19 protein-coding genes are annotated in these 21,428 nt (G+C 63.1%); 16 read left to right on the top strand and 3 right to left on the bottom strand.

Going from position 1 to position 21,428, the window contains the following annotated elements; genetic code table 11:
• Positions 1-138 precede the first annotated feature (138 nt).
• The 16 genes from NZN28_RS02925 (at position 139) to NZN28_RS02850 (ending at position 18,113) form a co-directional block, all read left to right on the top strand.
• Complete coding sequence (locus tag NZN28_RS02925) at positions 139-726, top strand: ATP-dependent Clp protease proteolytic subunit (protein WP_295395275.1); 588 nt, start codon at positions 139-141, stop codon at positions 724-726.
• A complete protein-coding gene (gene clpX, locus NZN28_RS02920) occupies positions 713-1,909 on the top strand; it encodes an ATP-dependent Clp protease ATP-binding subunit ClpX (protein ID WP_295395274.1) in 1,197 nt (398 codons plus the stop codon). Before NZN28_RS02925 ends, clpX begins: the two co-directional genes overlap by 14 nt.
• Before the next feature lie 545 nt (positions 1,910-2,454).
• Entirely contained in the window at positions 2,455-2,814 is a 360-nt protein-coding gene (locus NZN28_RS02915; protein WP_295395273.1) for an NADH-quinone oxidoreductase subunit A, read from the top strand.
• Positions 2,815-2,887: 73 nt separating this feature from the next.
• Positions 2,888-3,427 carry an NADH-quinone oxidoreductase subunit B family protein gene (locus NZN28_RS02910; RefSeq protein WP_295395272.1) on the top strand — a complete coding sequence of 180 codons (540 nt, stop codon included), beginning with the start codon at positions 2,888-2,890 and terminating at the stop codon, positions 3,425-3,427.
• A 15-nt stretch (positions 3,428-3,442) separates the two neighbouring features.
• Positions 3,443-4,066, top strand: a complete 624-nt coding sequence (locus NZN28_RS02905; protein WP_295395271.1) for an NADH-quinone oxidoreductase subunit C — start codon at positions 3,443-3,445, stop codon at positions 4,064-4,066.
• Between the two features lie 83 nt (positions 4,067-4,149).
• Entirely contained in the window at positions 4,150-5,313 is a 1,164-nt protein-coding gene (gene nuoD / locus NZN28_RS02900; protein ID WP_295395289.1) for an NADH dehydrogenase (quinone) subunit D, read from the top strand.
• Between the two features lie 72 nt (positions 5,314-5,385).
• Positions 5,386-5,949: an NADH-quinone oxidoreductase subunit NuoE gene (gene nuoE, locus NZN28_RS02895; protein ID WP_295395270.1), complete on the top strand. Its 564-nt coding sequence runs from the start codon at positions 5,386-5,388 to the stop codon at positions 5,947-5,949.
• A complete protein-coding gene (gene nuoF, locus NZN28_RS02890; protein ID WP_295395269.1) occupies positions 5,946-7,265 on the top strand; it encodes an NADH-quinone oxidoreductase subunit NuoF in 1,320 nt (439 codons plus the stop codon). The genes nuoE and nuoF overlap by 4 nt, the downstream gene beginning before the upstream one ends.
• An 8-nt stretch (positions 7,266-7,273) precedes the next feature.
• Positions 7,274-9,640 carry a molybdopterin-dependent oxidoreductase gene (locus tag NZN28_RS02885; protein WP_295395268.1) on the top strand — a complete coding sequence of 789 codons (2,367 nt, stop codon included), beginning with the start codon at positions 7,274-7,276 and terminating at the stop codon, positions 9,638-9,640.
• Positions 9,641-9,831: 191 nt separating this feature from the next.
• Positions 9,832-10,944 carry a complex I subunit 1 family protein gene (locus NZN28_RS02880; protein WP_295395288.1) on the top strand — a complete coding sequence of 371 codons (1,113 nt, stop codon included), beginning with the start codon at positions 9,832-9,834 and terminating at the stop codon, positions 10,942-10,944.
• Positions 10,945-10,960: 16 nt separating this feature from the next.
• Positions 10,961-11,500 (top strand): NADH-quinone oxidoreductase subunit NuoI, encoded by a 540-nt coding sequence (gene nuoI, locus NZN28_RS02875; protein ID WP_295395267.1) that lies wholly within the window; start codon positions 10,961-10,963, stop codon positions 11,498-11,500.
• 137 nt (positions 11,501-11,637) lie between these two features.
• Entirely contained in the window at positions 11,638-12,237 is a 600-nt protein-coding gene (locus tag NZN28_RS02870) for an NADH-quinone oxidoreductase subunit J (protein WP_295395266.1), read from the top strand.
• A complete protein-coding gene (gene nuoK, locus NZN28_RS02865; RefSeq protein WP_295395265.1) occupies positions 12,234-12,524 on the top strand; it encodes an NADH-quinone oxidoreductase subunit NuoK in 291 nt (96 codons plus the stop codon). The genes NZN28_RS02870 and nuoK overlap by 4 nt, the downstream gene beginning before the upstream one ends.
• A 3-nt stretch (positions 12,525-12,527) precedes the next feature.
• Positions 12,528-14,360, top strand: coding sequence for an NADH-quinone oxidoreductase subunit L (gene nuoL, locus NZN28_RS02860; protein ID WP_295395264.1), 1,833 nt, complete (start codon positions 12,528-12,530; stop codon positions 14,358-14,360).
• Positions 14,357-15,778 (top strand): NuoM family protein, encoded by a 1,422-nt coding sequence (locus tag NZN28_RS02855; protein ID WP_295395263.1) that lies wholly within the window; start codon positions 14,357-14,359, stop codon positions 15,776-15,778. Before nuoL ends, NZN28_RS02855 begins: the two co-directional genes overlap by 4 nt.
• A 91-nt stretch (positions 15,779-15,869) precedes the next feature.
• Positions 15,870-18,113 carry a proton-conducting transporter membrane subunit gene (locus NZN28_RS02850; protein WP_295395262.1) on the top strand — a complete coding sequence of 748 codons (2,244 nt, stop codon included), beginning with the start codon at positions 15,870-15,872 and terminating at the stop codon, positions 18,111-18,113.
• Positions 18,114-18,394: 281 nt separating this feature from the next.
• Here NZN28_RS02850 and NZN28_RS02845 read toward each other — a convergent pair whose 3' ends face one another.
• From NZN28_RS02845 to NZN28_RS02835, 3 genes are read right to left on the bottom strand one after another with little or no spacing between them, the layout of a single operon-like run.
• Positions 18,395-18,997 carry a cyclase family protein gene (locus tag NZN28_RS02845; protein WP_295395261.1) on the bottom strand — a complete coding sequence of 201 codons (603 nt, stop codon included), beginning with the start codon at positions 18,995-18,997 and terminating at the stop codon, positions 18,395-18,397.
• Positions 18,991-19,650: a futalosine hydrolase gene (gene mqnB / locus NZN28_RS02840; RefSeq protein ID WP_295395260.1), complete on the bottom strand. Its 660-nt coding sequence runs from the start codon at positions 19,648-19,650 to the stop codon at positions 18,991-18,993. Before mqnB ends, NZN28_RS02845 begins: the two co-directional genes overlap by 7 nt.
• A gap of 52 nt (positions 19,651-19,702) precedes the next feature.
• The gene (locus tag NZN28_RS02835; RefSeq protein ID WP_295395259.1) at positions 19,703-21,373 is read right to left on the bottom strand and encodes a glycerol-3-phosphate acyltransferase; all 1,671 of its coding nucleotides are present in this window, start codon (positions 21,371-21,373) and stop codon (positions 19,703-19,705) included.
• Positions 21,374-21,428 lie beyond the last annotated feature (55 nt).

Raw genomic sequence — 21,428 nt, 5'->3', positions numbered from 1 at the left:
AAAGAACCAAACGCGCTGTAGTCCGCAGTTTTGGCGCAGTCATTGGGCGACACCATCCATCGCCGGTCGCTGCCCAAAGCTTCTTTATGTGCGCCAACCCCCTCTTGACCCTGCATTCAGGCATAAAATGGAGCCGATATGGTAGTTCCCTACGTCATCGAACAGACTGCCCGCGGTGAACGCGTTTACGACATCTACAGCCGCCTGCTCAAGGATCGCATTATTTTCCTGGGCACGCCCATAGACGCACAGGTGGCCAACACCATTGTGGCGCAAATTCTATTTCTGGCTGCGCAAAATCCCAATCAGGAAATCCGCATGTACATCAACTCGCCAGGGGGTGATGTGGATGCGGGGCTGGCCATTTACGACACCATGCAGTTTGTTTCGGCCCCGGTCTCGACCATTTGCGTTGGGCTGGCTGCCTCGATGGGTGCGGTTCTGCTGGCGGCGGGTGAACCCGGCAAGCGCTATGCACTGCCGCACTCCAAGGTCATGATTCACCAGCCCTGGGCCAGGGGGTTGGGTGGACAGGCCACCGATATTGCCATCCAGGCCGAACAAATCCTCAAGACCCGCAAGGTGCTCAACAACATCATCGCCCGCCACACCAAGCAGCCTTTGGAAAAGGTGGAGCGCGATACCGAACGAGACTACTACCTCACCGCCGAAGAGGCTGCTGGCTACGGGTTGGTAGACCAGGTGGTTAGCCGTGAGACGCAGTAAGCCCTCCTGCAGTTTTTGTGGGCGCAAGCACCCCGAGGTGGCCCACCTGATCGAGTCGCCGCTGGGCGAGGTTTTCATCTGCAACGAGTGTGTGGAGCGGGCCAACGACCTGCTGGAAGCAGAACCCAGGCCGGGCTTTGTAGGCCCCAGCCACCTGCCCAAGCCTGCCGAAATCAAGAGTTTCCTCGACCAGTATGTGATCGGGCAGGAACTGCCCAAGAAAACCCTTTCGGTAGCGGTCTACAACCACTACAAGCGCCTGATGCACCCCGAGGCCGAGGTGCAAAAGTCCAATGTGCTGCTCATTGGCCCCACCGGAACCGGCAAGACCCTGCTGGCCGAGACCCTGGCCCGGATGCTCGATGTGCCCTTTGCGATTGCCGATGCCACCACTCTGACCGAGGCGGGTTACGTTGGCGAGGACGTGGAAAACGTTTTGCTGCGGCTTTTGCAGGCTGCCGATTTTGACATTCAGGCCGCCGAAAAGGGCATCATCTACATTGACGAAATTGACAAAATCGCCCGCAAGTCGGAGAACCCCAGCCTGACCCGGGACGTCTCGGGGGAAGGGGTGCAGCAGGCCCTGCTGAAAATTGTGGAAGGAACCATTGCCAATGTGCCGCCACAAGGGGGCCGCAAGCATCCGCACCAGGAGTTCATCACCCTGAACACCAAAAACATCCTGTTCATTCTGGGCGGTGCTTTTGAGGGCCTCGAGCGCATCGTGCTTTCGAGGGTGGACCAGAACCCCATCGGTTTCACCCGCCCCAAGAAAACCGAGGAAAAGCCCGAGCCTATCCCGGAAGACCTCATCCGCTTTGGCCTGATTCCCGAGTTTGTGGGCCGGTTGCCGGTGATGGTGCAGCTCGAGGCCCTCGACGAAGAAGCCCTGGTGCGTATCCTGACCGAACCCAAGAACGCCCTTATCCGGCAGTATCAGGAATTACTGCGCATGGAGGGCATCGAGCTGCGCTTTACGCCGGGTGTGCTGCGCGAGATTGCCCGCCGGGCCCTCAAGCGTGGAACGGGCGCCCGCGGCCTGCGAGCGGTCATCGAAAAAGCCATGGTTGACCTGATGTACGAGCTGCCCGGTTCGGGGGTATCGGAGGTGGTGTTCGACCTGCCCCACCTCGACAGGCCCCTGAAGGCCCTCGAGGAAGCTCGTCTGCGGCAGGCCTCCTGAACATACAGAACGACGAGCGGGAGGCCCCAAAACTGAGCCTTCAGGCCATCTGGGCCAGAATTTCAGTTACTCGGACCCTTGACGGACGGGAAGTTTATCTAACCAGGTTATCGTGCTCTTCACAGACGTGGCCGCCCATCCAGGCGGCCACTGTTCTGTTCAGAACCAGGCATTCTCGCACCAAGGCTGCGAATGTGAAGCGAGGTGCACGCCCTGATCCGAAAGAGATTTTTTCCTTGTCTGACCGCTCTGAAGCGCTCCCCCTCTTGGTGAAGCGATGGTTGACGATGGCTGCTCCTCTGGAATGGTCGGAAAGAAACACAAGGGCAGCGGGTGGATGGGGCCGCCACCTGAGCCCAGCAGCATGATGTTAAGAGCCTGGTCTACAGTGTGGGCGGGCCGCGAAAAGTAAAATTTTTCTGAACGATATTTGCGTCGTGAATGTGAAAGTGTAAGATGTTGGCGACAGCAGTGCGGGGAGGCGGTGCGGGTATTGAGAACCTCGTGAAGACCGGCACAAGCCAAGCCGCCAAAAAAGGAGGCGCATGTCACCTATAAGTGAGTATCAGGCTCTACTGGTGTACCTGGCGGTTGCCGTTGGAATTGCGGTTCTGGCCGCCGTGGTGGGGGCCATTTTGGGGCCCAAAAAAGGCGGGCGTTTCAAACTGATGCCTTACGAGTCGGGCAACGACCCGGCGGGGGAGGTCAAGCGTTTCCCGGTGCACTTTTACGCGGTCGCTATGCTGTTCATTATTTTTGACGTAGAAGTGGCTTTTCTGTGGCCCTACGCGGTGAGTGCGGGCACCGTGGGCATCGTGGGCTTTTGGGGCCTGGTGGTGTTTACGGTGCTGCTTTTTGTGGGCTTTTTATACGAGTGGTACAAGGGCGTGATGAAGTGGCACTAACCATGCGGTCGCAAGTCTCAAGTTGCAAGAACTCGAGACCTGCGACGTCTAGCCCGCGACGGAGGTCTTGAGAATGGCAACCCTTACCGATCTGTTCACCAAAGATGTGCAGGAACTCGAGAACGAGGGCATCCTGTTCACCACCCTGGAGAAGCTCATTGCCTGGGGGCGCTCCAATAGCCTGTGGCCGGCCACCTTTGGCCTGGCCTGCTGCGCCATCGAGATGATGGCCTCGACCGATGCCCGCAACGACCTTTCCCGCTTCGGCTCGGAGGTCTTCCGAGCCTCGCCGCGCCAGGCCGATGTGATGATTGTGGCCGGGCGGCTTTCCAAAAAGATGGCCCCGGTCATGCGCCGGGTCTACGACCAGATGCCCGACCCCAAGTGGGTGATCTCGATGGGGGCCTGTGCGTCCTCGGGGGGCATGTTCAACAACTATGCCATCGTGCAGAACGTGGACAGTGTGGTGCCGGTGGATGTGTTTGTGCCGGGCTGCCCACCCCGGCCCGAGGCCCTCATTTACGCGGTCATGCAGCTCCAGAAAAAAATCCAGGGCAAGGCCCGCGACGACGAAGGCCGCAAGCTGCCCAAGGTCGAAGGCTGGAAGCGATAGGAGCCCGAGGTGCATATGCAGAAGCTGGCAGAGCTACTAGAACAGGCCCGCACCAGGGGCTGGGAAATCGAGCAGGCCCACGGAAACACCTGGGTGGTGCTGCCCAGAAGCGAGTTCAAGTCCGTGCTGGCAGCCCTCAAGGAGCAAGGCTGGAACTACCTGGCCGATGTGGTGGGCATTGACTACCTGACCTATCCGCAACCAAAACCCGAGCGCTTTTGTGTGGTGTATGAGCTGGTATCGCTGCCGGGTTACAAGGGGGGCGACGGAAGCCGGGTTTTCATCCGGGTTTTCGTGCCCGAGGCCTACCCCAGCCTGCCCAGCCTGACCGATTTGTGGATGGGGGCTGACTACCTCGAGCGCGAGGTGTTCGACCTGTTCGGCATCCGCTTTGAGGGCCACCCCGACCTTAGAAAAATCCTGACCCCAGAGGACCTCGAGGGCTACCCCCTGCGCAAAGATTTTCCGCTGGGCGAGACCCCCACGCTCTTCAAGGAGGGCCGCTTCATTGACCCCGACGCTTTCCGCGCTGGTCTCTCCGGCAACAAGGGTGGCCTGACCGGCTGGCGGGGTGGCTCCCGCAAGGGCTATCAGGACGTGGCTGCCGAGGTGCAGAAAGTGGTCAAAGGAGGCAACTGATGGTGCGCGACCCCCAGAAGCTGCACAGCCCTTCGGTCGAGGCCTACGATATTGCCGATGCGCCGGAGCTCAAATCCGAAGTCATGACCCTCAACGTGGGGCCCCAGCATCCCTCGACCCACGGGGTGCTGCGGGTGGTGGTCGATCTTTCCGGGGAGCAGATTCTGCGCCTGACCCCCCATATCGGCTACCTGCACACCGGCTTCGAGAAGAACATGGAGTACCGCACCTACACCCAGTGCATTACCTATACCCCCCGCATGGACTACCTGCACAGCTTCAGCCACGACCTGGCCTACGCCTTGAGCGTGGAAAAGCTGGTAGGGGCCCAGGTGCCCCCCAGGGCCCAGGCCATCCGGGTGATGCTCAACGAGCTGTCGCGCATCGCTTCGCACCTGGTTTTTCTGGGAACCGGCCTGCTCGACTTTGGGGCTCTGACGCCCTTCTTCTATGCCTTCCGGGAGCGCGAGGCGGTGCTCGACCTCTTCGAGTGGGTCTCGGGCCAGCGCTTCCACCACAACTACATCCGCATCGGGGGCCTGAAGGAAGACCTGCCGCCGGAATTCCTGGGCGAGGTCAAAAAATTCATCGTGCAGATGCCGGCCCGCATAGACGAGTACGAGGCGCTGTTCCGGGAGAGCCCCATCTTCTACGAGCGCGCCCGCGGTGTCTCGGTCATTCCTGCGGAGGACGCCATCAACCTCTCGCTCACTGGGGGCAGCCTGCGGGCCTCGGGGGTCAACTACGATGTGCGCAAGGCCTACCCCTACGCCGGCTACGAAACCTACAACTTTGACGTGCCGGTGCTGGACGGTGGCGATATCTTCGACCGCATGGTCATTCGCATTCTGGAGATGCGCGAGTCGGTCAAGATTATCCAGCAGGCCGTCGAGCGGCTCGAGGCCCTGGGCCCCGGCCCCATCCGTGACCCCAACCCGCAAATTTCGCTACCGCCCCGGCACCTGCTGGAAACCTCCATGGAGGCGGTCATCTATCATTTCAAGCTGGTGACCGAGGGCTTCCACCCGGCTTTGGGCGAGGTTTACGTGCCCACCGAAAGCGCTCGAGGAGAACTCGGCTACTACATCGTTTCCGACGGGGGTTCCATGCCCTACCGGGTCAAGGTACGCTCGCCGAGCTTCGTCAACCTGCAGAGCCTGCCCTACGCCTGCAAGGGGGTACAGGTTGCCGACATGGTCGCGGTCATCGCCTCGCTCGACCCGGTTATGGGGGACGTGGACCGATGAGTTTTCGAAGTGGCGGCAGCGGACAAACAACAGTGTTTCTGAACATGAATCCCCACATCAAAGCGGAGGCCTATGGGATTTTTCGATGACAAACAGGACTGGCTGCGCGAGGTCTTCGCGCAGTATCCGGACACCCCCCAGGGGCGCAGAGCGGCCCTGATGCCCATGCTGCGCCGGGTACAGCAGGACGAGGGCTGGATCTCCCCTGAGCGCCAGGAGGAGATTGCCAGCATTCTGGGAACCACAGCAACCGAAGTGGCGGGGGTGATGAGCTTTTACAGCTACTACCAGGCCCTGCCCACCGGCAGGTATCACATCCAGGTTTGCGCGACCCTGAGCTGCGCAATCGGCGGGGCCGACGAACTGTGGGATGAGCTAGTGCAGGAGCTGGGCATCCTGCGCGGCGAGGTCACTCCCGACGGCCTCTTCAGCATTCAAAAGGTGGAGTGCCTGGGCTCGTGCCACACCGCGCCGGTGGTGCAGATTAACGACGAGCCCTACGTGGAGTGTGTGACCAAAGCTCGCCTGCACGCCCTTTTGCAGGGTTTGCGCGAAGGCAAGCGACTGGAGGAGATCGTGCTGCCGGGCAAAGCCGGCCACGTCGTACACAACCGTGGAGAAGAGGTGGGAGCGTGAGCAGTGGGCCGATCACCAGCGGCAAGGACCCCCGCTTTGAGAGAACCCTGTACCGTTACGTGGGCCAACCGGGCTGCTGGACGCTGGATTTCTACCTGGCGCACGGCGGCTATCAGGCCATCCGCAAGGCCATTCAGCAGGGCCAGGACTGGGTGATTGAGGAAGTCAAAAAGTCCGGGCTGCGCGGGCGGGGTGGGGCCGGCTTCCCCACCGGGCTCAAGTGGAGCTTCATGCCCAAGAACACCGGCAAGCAGCACTACATCGTCTGCAATGCGGATGAGTCGGAGCCGGGCTCCTTCAAAGACCGCTATCTGATGGAGGATGACCCTCACCAGCTGATTGAGGGCATGATGATTGCCGGGGTGGCCATCCAGGCCAGCAAGGGCTATATCTACATCCGGGGGGAGTACCGTCGGGCCTACGACCGTTTGGTGGCGGCCATCCGGGAGGCGTATGCCCAGGGCTACCTGGGCCAGAATGTGATGGGCACAGGCTTCAGCTTCGATCTGTATGTGCATCGGGGCGCTGGGGCCTACATCTGCGGCGAGGAAACGGCCCTGATGAACTCCCTCGAGGGCCTTCGCGCCAACCCGCGCATGAAGCCTCCCTTCCCGGCCCAGGCGGGCCTGTGGGGGATGCCCACCACCATCAACAACGTTGAATCGCTGTGCTCGGTGGTTCACATCGTCGAGCGGGGGGCCGACTGGTTTGCCAGCATGGGCACCGAAAAATCCAAGGGCCACAAGCTCTTTCAGGTCAGCGGGCCTTTCAAGCGTCCGGGGGTGTACGAGCTGCCTTTGGGCACCACCTTCCGCGAGCTTTTGTTCGACTGGGCAGGCGGCCCCACCGAGCCCATCCAGGCGATTATCCCCGGGGGCTCTTCCTGCCCACCGCTGCCCTGGACGGAAGAGATTTTGGACACCCCCATGGACTACGAGGCCATCAGCGCCAAAGGCTCCTTGCTGGGCACCGGGGGGGTGATTGGCATCCCGGCCAGCATGAGCATGGTTGATGCAATGTGGAACGTGACCCGCTTCTACGGCCATGAATCCTGCGGAAAGTGCACCCCCTGCCGTGAGGGGGTCTCGGGCTGGATGGTGAGCCTTTTCGAGAAGATTGGCACAGGCCAGGGCCAGAAGGGCGATGTGGAACTGCTGGAGGATATGCTCGACCAGATTGAGGGCCGCAGCTTCTGTGCGCTGGCCGATGCCGCCTGCTGGCCGGTGCGGGGAAGCCTCAAACACTTCCGCCAGCAGTTTGTGGACCTTGTGGAAAACGGCAAGCCCGTTGAGCGGGCCGGGAGCCGCTGGGGGTGATGGAGGCGATGGCCAAGGTAACCATTAACGATCGAACCGTCGAGGTGCCGAGCGGCACTTCGGTCATGGATGCCATCTTTCATGCCGGCTACGACGTGCCCCTGTTCTGCGCGGAGAAGCATCTCTCGCCCATCGGGGCCTGCCGGATGTGCCTGGTCAGGACCGGAAGCCCCCGCAAAGGGCCGGATGGTCAGTTCATCCTGGAAAATGGACAGCCCAAGATTTTCTGGATGCCCAAGCTGTCGGCGGCCTGTATAACCGCAGTCAGCGATGGCATGGTGATCGATACGCTCTCCGACGAGGTAAAGCACGCCCAGTCGGGGATGGTCGAACTCACCCTCTTCAACCACCCGCTCGACTGCCCCACCTGCGACAAGGGCGGGGCCTGCGAGCTGCAAGACCGCAGCTATGAGTACGGCCTGGTGGAAAAGTTCTACCAGCCCGACCCGCTGGAGCTGCCGCTTTACACCCGCTTCGAGATGACCCGGCGGCACGTGGACAAGCACCATGCCCTTTCGCCCTTCATCGTGCTGGACCGGGAGCGTTGCATTCACTGTAAGCGCTGCGTGCGCTACTTTGAGGAAATCCCGGGCGACGAGGTGCTGGACTTCATCGAGCGGGGGGTGCACACCTTCATCAACAGCGAGGAAGCCGGTCTGCCCTCCAACTTCACCGGCAACATTGTGGATATCTGTCCCGTGGGGGCCTTGCTGGATCAGACCGCGCGTTTCCGGGCCCGCAACTGGGAGTACGACTCCACCGAGACCACCTCGATGGACGATGCTTGCGGGGCGGCCATTACGGTGGATGCCCGCAGCGGGCTTTTAGAGCGCATCCGGGCGGCAGAGCGCCGGGAGGTGAACGAGGTCTGGATCTCGGATGCGGCCCGCTTTGGCCACGAATGGGTGAACGAGAACCGGGTGCGCTCGCCCCTGGTACGCAAGGAGGGCCGGCTGGTGGAGGCCAGCTGGGAAGAGGCCCTCGAGGCCATCCGCAAGGGTTTGCAGGGCGTTGCCAGAACCGACATTGGGGTCTATCTGGGCGGCCACGCTTCCCTCGAGGAGGGCCTGGCGGCCTTCGAACTGGCCCAGGCCCTGAGCACCCCCCACCGCGACTTCCAGGGCCGCACCGCCTACCCTGTTACGGTTTTCTCGCCGGCCAGCTTCGACGACCTGCTGGACGCCGAGTTTGTGCTGGTGCTGGGCGACCCCGCCGAGGAGGCCCCCACCCTGCACCTGCGGCTTTCGGAGTACAGCCGGGGCCTCAAGCCAGCGGGCAAGCTCAACCACGGTACGCCCTTTGCAGACCTCAACATCAAGGAGCGGATGCCGCGCCTCACGGACAAGCTGGCCCTCTTCAGCGTCTATCCGGCCAACACCGCAAAATGGGCCGGGGCCAGTGCCGTGCACGCGCCTGGGGCAGAGGTGGCTTTGTTATCGGCCTTGCTGGGTCAGGGCGAGGCCCCCGCTGGACTGGAACAGCCGGTGGCCTGGGTCAAGGGTCGGCTGGCCGCCAGCCAGAGGGTGGTTTTGGTGCTGGGCGCAGGGGTGCTCAACCAGCCCGAGGCGGCCACCAGGGCCAGGCAGCTGGCCGATCGCCTGGGCGCCAAGGTGATGTGCATGACGCCTGCGGCCAATGCCAGGGGGCTGGAAGCCCTGGGCTTGTTCCCCGGAAAAGGAGGGGCGGGCTGGACCGAAACCGGCCCCAAGGCGGTCTATTTTGCCTACCTGCCACAGGAAGCCCAGCTCCGCGCGGCCTCCTTCCGTATCCTGCACCTGACCCACCGGCACCCCCTGGCCGACAGGTATGCCGATGTGGTGCTGCCGGGCCAGACCGCCTACGAAAAGCGGGGGCATACGCTCAACCTCGAGGGCCGCGTGCTGCCCTTAGAACCCGCCGGTATCAACAACGGTGAGGCCGACGGGGCGGTGGCGGCTTTGGGCCTGATTGCCGAGGCCGCCGGGGTAAAGGCCCCCTTCCGTTTGGTGCGCCAGGCTACCCGCTGGCTCCACGAAAAACTCAAACTGCCTGCGGTGATGGAGCGCTGGATGCCCAAAGCCACCGGCTGGGCGGCCTCCGAGTCGGACGTGACCCAGGGCCCGCTCTACTTGCGCCCGACCATGTGGCGGCAGGAGCAGCTGGTGGGGGCGGTGGCCAGGGCGGTAGAGGTCAGGCTGGAGATGAGCCCGGAGACGGCCCGGGCCCAGGGCCTGGCCGATGGCTACCGGGTTGAGTTGGATACGCCGAGAGGAGTAGAGAAGCTCGAGGTCAGGGTGGTGCCCGGCCTCCCCAACGGGTTCATGTATCTACCAGCGCTGGGCGCCTGGGCGGGCCGCCGGGTGGAGGCCAGAATCTTGGTTGGGGGTGAAGCATGAAGCCTCAAGACAGGGGACAGAGGACAGGGGACAGGGGATCGTGGGTTGCCTGGAGTGAATCCACTCCTGGCCGTAACCCATTTCCTTCCGTTCGTAAGCACATGGTTTTTGTTTCGTTGCTCCTTGCCGGTATCGCCCTGGGCGCCGACCCCACCCCTGCCGCCGACCCCAACGCCACCGACCCGCTCTGGATGGTCGGGGTTAAGGCTTTTCTGGTGATTTTTGGCTTGCTGACGGCCTTTGCTTACATGACCCTGATTGAACGCCGTCTGCTGGCCCGCATCCAGATTCGCCAGGGGCCCAACCGGGTGGGGCCCGATGGCCTTTTGCAGCCTTTGGCCGATGCCATCAAGTCCATTTTCAAGGAAGACCTGGTGGTGGCCAGGGCCGACAAGGTGGTCTTCGTGCTGGCCCCCATGATCTCGGTCACCTTTGCCGTGCTGACCTTCGGCCTGATTCCATTTGGCCCCAAGGATGCCTTCTTCGGCTACGACCCCTGGGTGATCAACCTGGATGTGGGCCTGCTGTACGTCTTTGCGGTCTCGGAGATGGCCATCTACGGCATCTTCCTGGCAGGCTGGGCTTCGAACTCCAAGTATTCGCTTCTGGGTTCGTTGCGCTCCTCGGCCTCGCTCATCTCCTACGAGCTGGCCCTGGGCATCAGCCTGCTGGCCCCGGTGGTGCTGGTGGGGTCGCTTAACCTCCAGAACATCGTGAACTGGCAGCACGAAAACGGCTGGCTCATCCTTTATATGCTCCCGGCCTTTGCCATCTTCCTGCTGACCAGTATGGCCGAAGCGGCCCGCACCCCCTTCGACCTGCCCGAGGCTGAACAAGAGCTGGTCGGGGGTTACAGCACCGAGTACAGCTCCATCAAGTGGGCCTTGTTTCAGATGGCCGAGTACATCCACCTGATTACGGCTGCGGCCCTGATTCCCACGCTCTTTCTGGGCGGCTGGCGGATGCCCGGCTTCATGGAGCAACTCCCCGTCATCGGTGGACTGTTTGCACTGCCCTATGTGTGGATGTTCGCCAAGATTGCGCTGTTTTTGTTCTTCTTCATCTGGGTGCGGGGCACGCTTTTCCGGCTTCGCTACGACCAGCTGATGGTTTTTAGTTGGGGTCGGCTCTTTCCGTTGGCGCTGGCCTGGTTCATGGTGGCGGCCTTGGTGGTGGCCTACAAGCTGCCCGTTGCCATTCTGGGCTGGCTCTCGCTTTTGAGCCTGGTGGCCTTCTCGGTTTACGTGATTCTGACCAGCAAGCCCAAACCCAGGGCCCTCCCGCGCATGGGCGCGGGCGACTGACGAAAGGGGTGATTTCATGAGCATCGCTGCGCTGGCGCAAAGCATGGGCATCACGCTAAAAGCGCTGTTTTCCAAACCTGTGACCATCCCCTACCCGGATGCTCCGGTACCGCTCAAGCCGCGTTTCCACGGGCGGCATGTGCTGACCCGGCACCCCAACGGGCTGGAAAAGTGCATTGGCTGTTCGCTGTGTGCGGCGGCCTGCCCGGCCTATGCCATCTATGTGGAAGCCGCCGAAAACGACCCGCAAAACCCGGTCAGCGCGGGGGAGCGCTATGCCAGGGTCTACGAAATAAATATGCTGCGCTGCATTTTTTGTGGCCTGTGCGAAGAGGCGTGCCCGACCGGTGCGGTGGTGATGGGCTACGACTTCGAGATGGCCGACTACCGCTACTCCGACTTTGTGTACGGCAAGGAAGATATGCTGGTCGAGGTGGAGGGCACCAAGCCCCAGCGCCGCGAGGCGGCTTATACCGGCAAGCCGGTGAAGAAGGGCTACAGCGTGCCCTACGTAAGAGCTGAGCTCGAGGGCGTGAAGCCACCCAGGGCAAAGTAGGCCCGGTATCGGGTTGCCGGAGCCGTTCGACGTCGGCCGAGAACCGGAGATGAGTATTCCCGAATGCACATTTTTCTGAGTAGAATCACTCGGATTATGAACGGTTCTGGAGGCTCACCAAACCTGTGGAGGAATCAATGAGTGCCGGATTTTGGGAGATCCTTGCGCTGCTGGTGCTGGTCGGAACCGGCATTGCGGTGGTGCGCCTGCAAAACGCCGTCCACGCAGCCCTGGCGCTGATTGCCAACTTTCTTGTGGTGGCGGGTGTTTATGTGGCGCTGGAAGCCCGTTTTGTGGCCATGGTTCAGATCATCGTCTATGCCGGGGCCATTGTGGTGCTGTTCCTGTTTGTGATCATGTTGCTCTCGGCGGCAAGCGCAAATGTGGGCGCAGACTTCCTGCCACGGCTGCCCTGGGTGGCGGGCCTGGGCGCTCTGGCTCTGGCTGGGGTGCTGACCTTTGCGGTCACCCGGTTTCAGCCGCCTGCCGGTGCGCCCGCGCTGGGCGGTGGTCTGCCGCAGGCCCTGGGGCCGCTGCTTTACGACCCCGAGAAGTGGCTCTATGCGCTTTTGGTGGTGGGTTTCTTGCTGCTGGTGGCCACCGTGGCCGCGGTGGTGCTGATTGAGCCGGAACGTATTATCGCGGCCACCGGCCATCCGGCCCACCCCCGCCAGGAAAAAAAGCCCAACCCCCCGATTGCCGAACAGAAGGATGAGAGGGCGGTGGTGAAGCGATGATCTGGCTGGTAGCTTCCGCCTTGTTGTTTTCGATCGGGGCTTATGGCGCGCTGACCCGGCGCACGGCAATCCTGGTGTTTCTTTCGATTGAGCTAATGCTAAACGCAGCCGCGCTCTCGCTGATCAGCTTTTCCAAGCTCTCGGGCAGCCTCGACGCGCAGGTGGTGGTGCTGTTCATCATCGCCATTGCAGCCGCCGAGGTGGCGGTGGGCCTGGGCCTGATTGTGGCCATCTTCCGCCGGCGCGAGACCACCAGCGTGGACGAGCTGCGGCAACTGAGGGGGTAAATCGTGCTGGAGAATCTGCTTCTACCCCTGGTGATTGGACTTCCCTTGCTGGGCTTTGCAGTTCTGGGGTTGTTTGGCCGTCGCATCGGTGAGCCGGCAGCCGGCTGGCTGGCCTCGCTCTTGGTGCTGGGCAGTTTCTGCCTGGGCCTGGTCTTGCTCTTGCAGGGCGGGGCCAGATGGACGCTGGCCGAGTGGTTGCCAGGCATTCCCTTCAGCCTGAACCTGGACAACCTCTCGGGGGTCATGCTGATGGTGGTCACCGGCGTGGGCTTCTTAATTCACGTCTGGGCCATTGGCTACATGCACGGCGACCCCGGCTACAGCCGCTTTTTCAGCTACTTCAACCTGTTTATTGCGGCCATGCTGGTCCTCATACTGGGCGATAGCCTGCCGGTGGTGTTCATCGGCTGGGAGGGGGTGGGGCTGGCCTCCTACCTGCTGATTGGCTTCTGGTACCACGAGCGGGTTAATGCCGACTCGGCCCGCAAAGCCTTTATCGTCAACCGCATCGGCGACCTGGGCTTTTTGCTGGCCATGGGCCTTTTGTGGAGCATGTTTGGCACCCTCTCCATCTCGGAGCTGGTGGACAAGGTGGAGGCTGGGGGCTATAGCTTCACCACCCTAACGCTGGCGGGCTTCTTTCTGCTCATCGGAGCCATTGGCAAGAGCGCCCAGGTGCCCCTGATGGTCTGGTTGCCCGATGCCATGGCCGGCCCCACGCCGGTCTCGGCCCTGATTCACGCGGCCACCATGGTCACGGCGGGGGTCTACCTGCTGGTGCGGCACGCTTTCATCTTGCACGGGGACGGCTTCCTGGCCGGCCTGATTGTGGCCATTGGGCTTCTGACCGCCTACTACGGGGCTTTGTGCTCGCTGGGCCAGTGGGATATCAAGCGCATTGTGGCCTATACGACCCTTTCCCAACTGGGCTTTATGTTCGTGGCGGTGGGGGTGGGGGCCTACTGGGTCGCAATCTTCCACATCGTCACCCACGCCTTTTTCAAGGCCCTGATGTTCATGACCTCTGGCTCGGTGATTCACGCCCTGGGGGGTGAACAGGACGTGCGGCAGATGGGCGGGATGCGCAAGTACCTGCCCGCCACGCACCTGCACGGCCTGGTGGCCACCTTTGCTTCGGGGGGGCTGGTGCCCCTGGCCGGCTTCTGGTCGAAGGACGCCATTCTGGCCTACGCCTTCGAGTTTGGCCCCTGGCTCTGGGTGCTGATGCTGGGTGCTTCGGTACTGGCGGCGCTTTACTCGATTCGCTGGTATGTGCTGGTCTTCTGGGGCGAGTACCGGGGCAAGGCGCACCCCCACGAAAGCCCGGCGGTGATGCTCTGGCCCAACCACATTTTGATGGGCGGGGCTTTGGGCGTGGGCTTTATCGGGCTACCGTACGTAATTGACTACAAAAACTTCATTGAGCCCTACCTGACCAAGGCCATTGGCGACTTCCCCCACGAGAAGCTACCGGTACTGACCGAATGGGTGTTGATTGCCATTTCCGCAGTGGTTGCGGTGGCGGCTTTGTGGTGGGGTTTCCGCTTCTTCCAGCAGAAGATGCCGGCCTGGTACGAGCGTTTCCAGGCGGCGGCCCTGCAAGGTTTTTACGCCGACGCGCTGTACAACACCCTGCTGGTCAACCCCGCCAAGGGCCTGGCCGAACTGCTGTTTGGGGGCGACAAGGGCCTGCTGAGTGGCTTTGCGGGGTTGGGTAGCCTGATGGGCGGGCTGGGCAGCCTGCTGGCGAGGCTCGAGACCGGCGCCCTGCGCTTTTACCTGGCTGGGCTGCTCCTGGCGCTGGTGCTGCTCCTGGGCTGGGGGGTGTTGCGATGATTCATCTAGGGCTGTGGTTGCCCCTCTTGGCGGGGTTGTTGCTGCTCATTCTGCCTGGCCTGGGCCGTACCTTCGCCGTTGCCTCGGCAGTGGTGAGCCTGGTTATCTCGTGCGTGCTGTTTGCGGGCTACGGTGGGCAGGGCGTGGCCTATGCCAGTCAGATTCCTTTCCTGCCCGAGGCCGGGGTCTACTACGCGCTGGGGTTGGATGGAGCGGGCCTGTTCTTGTGGGTGGCGGTGAATCTGGTGGTCTTGCTCGGGGTCTGGATTGCCGATGTGCCGGTGCGCTTCCTGGCCTATGCGCTCATGATGCAGACCGGCTTGCTGGGTATTTTTGCCGCGCAGGACCTGATTTTCTTCTACTTCTTCTTCGAAGCCACCCTGATTCCCGCGCTTTTGATGCTGTGGTTCTATGGCGGGCCGGAGCGCCTGCGGGCCATCTACATCTTTGCCCTCTTTACCCTGGTGGGCTCGCTGCCCATGCTGGCGGCCATCTTTGCGGTGCGATTCCTGGGGGGCGCCGATAGCTTCCTCTACACCGACCTGGCGGCCAACCCCCTGACCGGGCAAACCGCCGCGCTGGCTTTCCTGGGCTTTCTGGTGGCGCTGGCGGTCAAGACCCCGCTCTTCCCCCTGCACGCCTGGCTGCCGAGCTTCCACCAGCAGAACCACCCCTCGGGTCTGGCCGATGCCATGGGTACGCTTTATAAGGTGGGCATCTTCGCCTTCTTCAAATGGGCCATTCCCCTGATGCCGGAGGGTTTTAGGGAGTGGCAGGGCTTGCTTTTGTTCCTGGCTGCCTTTGGGGCCATCTATGCGGCCTGGGTGGCCTTCAGCGCCCCCGACTGGAAGACTTTGTTGGCCTACGCCGGGGTTTCGCACATGGGCATTGGGGCGCTGGGGCTCTTTAGTGGCAACACGGAAGGTACGGTGGGTGCGCTTTACTTGCTAGGGGCCTCGATGATTTACGGCTCGGCTATGTTCTTGTTCGTGGGGCTGGTCTATGGGCGCACCGGCAGCCTCGAGATTAACCCTGTGCGGGGGCTGGCCAAACACACCCCTGCGCTCTATGTGCTGGGGATGTTCTTGCTGATGGCCATGATTGGGCTGCCCGGGCTTTCGGGCTTCCCGGGCGAGCTGATGGCCCTGCTGGGGGCCTACAAGGTGTCGCCCTGGCTGACCTTTGTGGCCTTTTTGGCGGTCATTGCGGCGGCGGCCTATGCGCTCACGGCCTTCCAGAAACTTTTCCAGGAGAGCGCCCAGGCCCAGGCCGTGCCTGACCTAAACGCCCGCGAGTGGGGTTTTGCCGCGGTGACGGTGGCGGTACTGCTCTTGATGGGCCTCTACCCGAAGCTCTTCACGGTTTACCTCGAGCCCCTGGGCAAGGCCATCGCCGCCCTCTTGGGAGGTGCTTCGTGAAGGCCTTTGCGCTTGATTCATCGGCCCGTTCGGGCTTTGGGGTTGGCTTGTTGACCCCAGGCCCGCGGTTCTCGACTGCTGGAGGTGCGCGATGCTAACCCTGTACGTGCTGGCGGGCTTCGCCACGGTACTGTCGTTGCTTGCCTTTGTCATCTCCCGTGAGGCCACCCGCATCGTGACGGTGGCGGGGCTGGTACTGGCAGGGCTGTTTTGCGTGGTGGGCTGGGGCCAGACGGTGGAGGCCTTTGGGGGCCTCTACCGCTTCGACACCCTGGCCAGGGGCCTGACCCTGGTGGCCATCCTGGGCGGCTTGTGGGCCTTGCTGCTGGGGCCGGCCAAAAAGTTTGAGTACCCCCTCCTGCTGCTATTCGCGGTGACAGGTATGCACATCATGGCCAGCAGCCCCAACCTGGTGGTGCTGCTGATTGCCCTCGAGGTCTTCTCGCTACCTCTCTACGTGCTCGCTACCTGGCAACGCGACGAGAAAGGCTTCGAGGCGGGCTTGAAGTACTTTTTGCTGGGGGCCCTGGGTGCGGCCATTTTCCTGTATGGCATCGCCCTCTACTTTGGTGCAACCGGTAGCTTTACGGCGGGGTCGTCCGGCTCGGGGCCCCTCTACATTGCTGGATTGTTCCTGATCATGGCGGCCTTTGCCTTCAAAACCGCCATGGTGCCCTTCCAGTGGTGGTCGCCCGACGTGTACCAGGGCAGCCCCACGGTGGTCACGCTGTTCATGGCCACGGCGGTTAAGGCGGCGGCGTTTGCGGCCATGCTGCGCATCTTTACCCCCGAGGGCCTGGAAGCCTGGGGGGTGGGGATGGCGGTGCTGATTGCCCTATCCACCCTGTTCGGCAACCTGGGGGCTTTGAACCAGACCGAGGCCAAGCGGCTTTTCGCCTACTCCTCCATCGCCAACGCGGGCTACCTTGGGCTGGGGCTCCTTGGCCCGACCGGACAGGCCACCGTGCCCTTTTACCTGCTGACCTACGGCCTGGCCACGGGCCTTATCTTCGCGGTGCTCTCGATGCTCTCCAACCAGGACGTGCCCTTAGAGCGCCTGCGCGGCCTGTGGTACCGCAAGCCCCTGCTGGGTGGGGCCATGGGCCTGGGCATTCTTTCGGTGCTGGGGCTGCCGCCTCTGGCCGGCTTCTGGGCCAAGTACCTGGTCTTCCAGGAGGCGGCCCGGGCGGGCTTCTACGGGCTGGTGGTGCTGGCTCTGGTGACCTCGGCCATTGGGGCTTACTACTACCTCAAAACCTTCTTTCTGATTTTCAGCAAGCCCACCCCTGTGCAGGAAGCCGAAGACCGGGAGGCCGAGGCGGCCTTGGCCCAGTTTGGCAGCTCGGAAGCGCCGGGTATTCCGGTCGCGGCAGCACCAATGGGCCTGACCCAGGGGCTGATGGCGCCGGCGGCGCGGATGGGTGCGCCGGCCCTGGGCCTTCTGCTGGCCGCGATGGGCCTTTTGGGCCTGCTCTCGGTTTTGCCCGGGCTGGGTTTGCGGGCCTTTAGCGCGGGCCTTACACCGGCGGTGGCTGCCCTGAGCATTACCGCGCCCAAGAGTGGTTCCACCCTGACCGCCGGCAGCCAGGCCCTGCAGGGCACCGGCAGGCCGGGGGAGAGCCTCGAGCTCTTCGACAACGGCAACCTCCTGGGGACAGTGACGGTGGGCCCGGATGGAAAGTGGAGCTTCCCCCTGCCAGCCTCGGCCCAAGCACCCGGAGCGCACACCTTCGAGGCCCGGCAACCGGGTCAGACTCGGGGTGAGCGCGTCGAGGTTGAGTTCCTCAGGCCTTCAGGCCCCTCTTTCACCGGACTCCAGGATGGGGCTACCGTGGCTGCTACGGGCTTTACCCTGCAGGGTACGGCCCAGCCGGGCCAGGTGCTGGAGGTCTTTGAGGACGGGGCCAGCCTGGGACGGGTTACAGCCGATGCCAACGGGCAGTGGAGTCTGAATGTCCCGCCGCCTTCTGGCGGAACCCGGGTGTACGAGGTGCGGCCCGAAGGCGCTGCCTCGGGCGCTCGAATCTCGCTGGTGGTGCCCGAAGCCCAGGCGGGGGCCATCTGTAGCCAGAGCTTTGCCCTTTCCAACCTGCAAGCGGGGGGTACGGTCTCGAGGCCCTTCCGCTTCGGCGGGGTGGGCTCGGCCAGCAGCTACACCGTGCTGGTGCGGCGCGGGGATCGGATTATAGGACGCAAGGAGATTCCGCTAAGCGCAGCCTGTGGCTGGAGCTATTTCTCCGACCCCGGCCCTGGGGAGGTCACCTACGAGGTGCGCGAGACCGGGAAGCTCGAGACCGAACCCCCGCTCGCCACCATCACCCTGAAGGTACAGTAGGCGCAGGGTTCATTGTGCTGTTTGCAACCGTGGCCGCCTGGAAACTCGAAAACATGCGTCTTGGCCCAGACGGATTCTCGTTTTCGTGGTCGGCCACGTCTGTTTAGAGCGTGATAAGTGCGGGGTTTGGCCCTGGCCTGCTCGAGCGGCCACAGTTCAGATAGACTCCTCAGAGTCCAAGTGGCTTGGGGAAGAGCCGTGCTTCGGGCGGGCAACGTCCGGGTAGGCTCCTCGGGTCATGCCACTGTCCGAGGTTTGGTCATGCCACAATCCGAGGGTTGTCAGCGCAGAATGGCCCGCACCGGCGCGGCGTCGGCCCCCTCGAGCCTAAGCGGCAGGGCCAGAAGTTCGTAAGTGCCTGCCGGTACGCCCTCCAGCGCAAGCCCTTCCAATATGTACACCCCGGCTTGCGCAAAAGCCTTGTGGCCGGGGAGGTCTTTGGAGGTCAGAGGGTCCACACTGGGGCAGTCGGTGCCAAAAAGCCGCACCCCTTGCCCGGCCAGGTATCGGGCTGCTTCGGGTTCTACGTGCATGAAGTGGTGGGGAAAATCAGCCCAGTCGTTGGGCTGCCCTGTGAAAAAGAGGCTTCGCTCGGCCAGCTCCACCCCCTTGAGAAACGCCACCGAGAGGGCTTTTTGCCCCCGCGCGTCCACCACCCGGCAGGGGCCAACCAGCACCGAGAGCGGCACGCTTTCTAGCTTTTCGCCTGTATCCACATAATGCCAGGGGGCATCCAGGTGGGTGCCCAGGTGGGTGGTGGTGGTGATTTTGCCCACGTTCACGCTGTCGCCCTGGGCTATCAGGGCGGTCAGTTGGTAGCTATACGGCGTGTCGCCGGGCCAGACCGGAACCCCAGGGTAGATGCGGCGGGTGATGTCTAGCATGGCCCAATAATACGCAGAATGTGGTGCTCGAGGCTCTCCACCGCCAGTTTGATGCGCCACTGGGCCTTGTCGCGCACCCCGGCCAGGTTGGAAACCGCCCGCAGCTCGGCGCCCTTCAGGCCCAGCCACAAGCAGGTCTGGGCGAAGGCCGCGCCTTCCATGTTCTCGAGGTGGGCCTCCCACCTGCGCGAGAGCAGACGGGCCTCGGTGGGGTTTTCCGAGACCATATCGCGGGTCAGGAAGGTTTTGCTGGGCAGCCCCAGGCTCTGGCTCAGTTCGGTGGTCAGGGCGCTGTCCAGCGGGAAGCGGTTGTGATAACGGCTATGTTCCAGTTCCAGCGTGGGGAAGCCCAGGCCCTTCATGCCCCCGTCCCGAAGGCCCAGGTCGGCCTGGATTTCCCTCTCGGCCAGAGCCGCATCGCCCAACTCCAGGCCGGCATCGGGGTAGGCCCCGGCAATGCCAAAGAGCAGCACCCGCTCCACCTTTCGGCCTTTGGCAAAGGCGGCCAGGGTGGCGGCGGTGTTGACCTTGCCGATGCCGCTCTCGAGCCAGACCCAGCCCTCCCCGCGCAGCCCGGCGCGCCCGTGGAAGGTAAACGTTCGGCCCTTGAGGAAGGCGGCTTCGAACCGGGTGGGGCTCAGAAAAAGCAGCATGGGGAAAACCTCCTCTTACAAATGTCTGGTGAAGGGGCCAGGGTGCTTATTCTCAGTCCACCACCTGAAACCCCAGCGCCTCGGCCCGCTCCACAAAAAACTGGATGTTCTCGCTTTTGGTCTCGCCCCCCAGGCTCTTGCGCTCGTAGGCGCCTTCGGCGGCCAGAATCATGGTCTCGGCCAGGCAGGCCGGTACGGCCCCCTCGCCAAAGTGCAGGTCGAGGTTGCCGGTCATGGCCCCCGGAGGCCGCACCACCCCGCCCGGAATCACCCGCACCCCCGGAAGCTGCTTGACCGAGTCGTGCACGTCGGGCGGTACCCCCTCGTCGTAAATCCAGGCGCCGGGCTTGACGTGCTCGGGAAAGATGATGGCTGAGGGGTCGGAAGTGGCGGTAAAAATCAAGTCTGCTTCTTTGATGGCGGCAATGTCCAGGGTGGTGAGTATTTCGGGCACCGGCTGGCCTTTGCGCTCGAGGTTTTGCCGCAGGGTGGCGGCGCTTTTTTCCAGGCGCTCGAGGTTGCGCCCCACCAGAATCAGCCGGCCCACCAGGGGGGCAATCTGTCGGGCAATGCCGAAGGCCACCACCCCATTGGCCCCCACCACCGCGGCGGTGGCCTGCTTGAGCGGGCGTCCGCTCTGCTCGAAGTGGGCCAGAATACCGGGAATAGCGGCCCTCACGGTACCGGCGGTGTAGGCCCCGCCGTTGGTAACCTCGATTTCCGGCACGGCCTCCTGCACAAGGCGGCCTTTCTCGCCCACCACGCTCCAGAAGGCGCCCAGCCCCACCACCGTACACCCCAGTTCCCTGGCCAGCCGCGCCCCCTGGATGGCCCGTTGGGTGGCCAGCTCGGGGTTGCCGGTAATCTGGTGGGGCAGCAGTGGGGCCGAGAGCAGGTGGCAGCGAATCTCGCGCCCATCGGAGGTCTTGACCCCGCGCAACTCGCCCACCTTCATGGGCCGGATGGCCTCGGCCAGGTTTTCCACCAGGCTCTGCCGGATCAGGCCCCGCTCGACCAGGGGTTTGGCCCAGCGGAAGCGGGGGCTTTGGAACAGGTCGTCTAGCGTGAGCGGGTGAATCATAAAGGCGCAGACCACCGTCTTTTCCGAGGGCATGGGCAGAGGCTCGCCCAGGCGGGGCTCGGTGCCCTCGAGCATCCGCCCCAGGTTCTCCTTGTAGCGCCACAAAGCCAGCAGAAATAAAACCCAGGCGGCCAGCTTGGCCCAGCCCGAGATGGGCAGAAAGCTGAGCAGCAGGGCCAGCACAGCCGGAATCAGCAGGGCGGCCAGCGCGGTGTAGCGGCTCCACAACAGGCCTGCCACCGCAATCAGCAGCACGCCCAGGGTCAGCAGGTAAGGCAGCCCGCTAAAGTGCAGCCCAAACACCAGGCCCACCAGCACCCCCGCGCCCCGCCCGCGCAGAAGCGCACCCTCGGCCAGCCAGCGGGGAGGGTAGAGGTGCCCCAGATAAACCAGCAGAGCAAAAACCACCGCCCAGGAAAGCCCAAACTGCCCCCCCAGCCAGACCGCCAGCATCCCCTTCAGAAAATCCAGGCCAAAAGCCAGCAGGGCCGGGCCGGGGCCCAGGCGCTTCAGGGTGTTCTCGAGGCCCAGGTTATAAGCCGAGGCCAGGCGAGGGTCCTGCCCGGTCAGGCGGCGGATGGCCCAGTACCCCAGCGGCAGCGCGCCAATCAGGTAGGCCAGGATGGCCAGTACAGCATTCATCGGCACAACCTTACCAGATTTACCGGGGCCCGAGGAGGGCAGAAAAGCGCCCTGG

The sequence above is a fragment of the Meiothermus sp. genome, from assembly GCF_025056915.1.
Classification (GTDB): Bacteria; Deinococcota; Deinococci; order Deinococcales; family Thermaceae; genus Meiothermus.
Note: the sequence above shows the minus strand (reverse complement) of the source record. Positions and strands in the feature narration are given on the sequence as shown.

Bases quoted from the DNA above. Each gene is read 5' to 3' on its own strand.
- NZN28_RS02850 (WP_295395262.1), top strand. From the start codon at position 15,870: ATGCTAACCCTGTACGTGCTGGCGGGCTTCGCCACGGTACTGTCGTTG.
- nuoI (WP_295395267.1), top strand. From the start codon at position 10,961: ATGAGCATCGCTGCGCTGGCGCAAAGCATGGGCATCACGCTAAAAGCG.
- mqnB (WP_295395260.1), bottom strand. From the start codon at position 19,650: ATGCTGCTTTTTCTGAGCCCCACCCGGTTCGAAGCCGCCTTCCTCAAG.
- NZN28_RS02925 (WP_295395275.1), top strand. From the start codon at position 139: ATGGTAGTTCCCTACGTCATCGAACAGACTGCCCGCGGTGAACGCGTT.
- NZN28_RS02855 (WP_295395263.1), top strand. From the start codon at position 14,357: ATGATTCATCTAGGGCTGTGGTTGCCCCTCTTGGCGGGGTTGTTGCTG.
- NZN28_RS02910 (WP_295395272.1), top strand. From the start codon at position 2,888: ATGGCAACCCTTACCGATCTGTTCACCAAAGATGTGCAGGAACTCGAG.
- NZN28_RS02905 (WP_295395271.1), top strand. From the start codon at position 3,443: ATGCAGAAGCTGGCAGAGCTACTAGAACAGGCCCGCACCAGGGGCTGG.
- nuoK (WP_295395265.1), top strand. From the start codon at position 12,234: ATGATCTGGCTGGTAGCTTCCGCCTTGTTGTTTTCGATCGGGGCTTAT.
- NZN28_RS02880 (WP_295395288.1), top strand. From the start codon at position 9,832: ATGGTCGGGGTTAAGGCTTTTCTGGTGATTTTTGGCTTGCTGACGGCC.
- nuoE (WP_295395270.1), top strand. From the start codon at position 5,386: ATGGGATTTTTCGATGACAAACAGGACTGGCTGCGCGAGGTCTTCGCG.
- NZN28_RS02885 (WP_295395268.1), top strand. From the start codon at position 7,274: ATGGCCAAGGTAACCATTAACGATCGAACCGTCGAGGTGCCGAGCGGC.
- NZN28_RS02835 (WP_295395259.1), bottom strand. From the start codon at position 21,373: ATGAATGCTGTACTGGCCATCCTGGCCTACCTGATTGGCGCGCTGCCG.
- NZN28_RS02915 (WP_295395273.1), top strand. From the start codon at position 2,455: ATGTCACCTATAAGTGAGTATCAGGCTCTACTGGTGTACCTGGCGGTT.
- nuoD (WP_295395289.1), top strand. From the start codon at position 4,150: ATGACCCTCAACGTGGGGCCCCAGCATCCCTCGACCCACGGGGTGCTG.
- NZN28_RS02845 (WP_295395261.1), bottom strand. From the start codon at position 18,997: ATGCTAGACATCACCCGCCGCATCTACCCTGGGGTTCCGGTCTGGCCC.
- NZN28_RS02870 (WP_295395266.1), top strand. From the start codon at position 11,638: ATGAGTGCCGGATTTTGGGAGATCCTTGCGCTGCTGGTGCTGGTCGGA.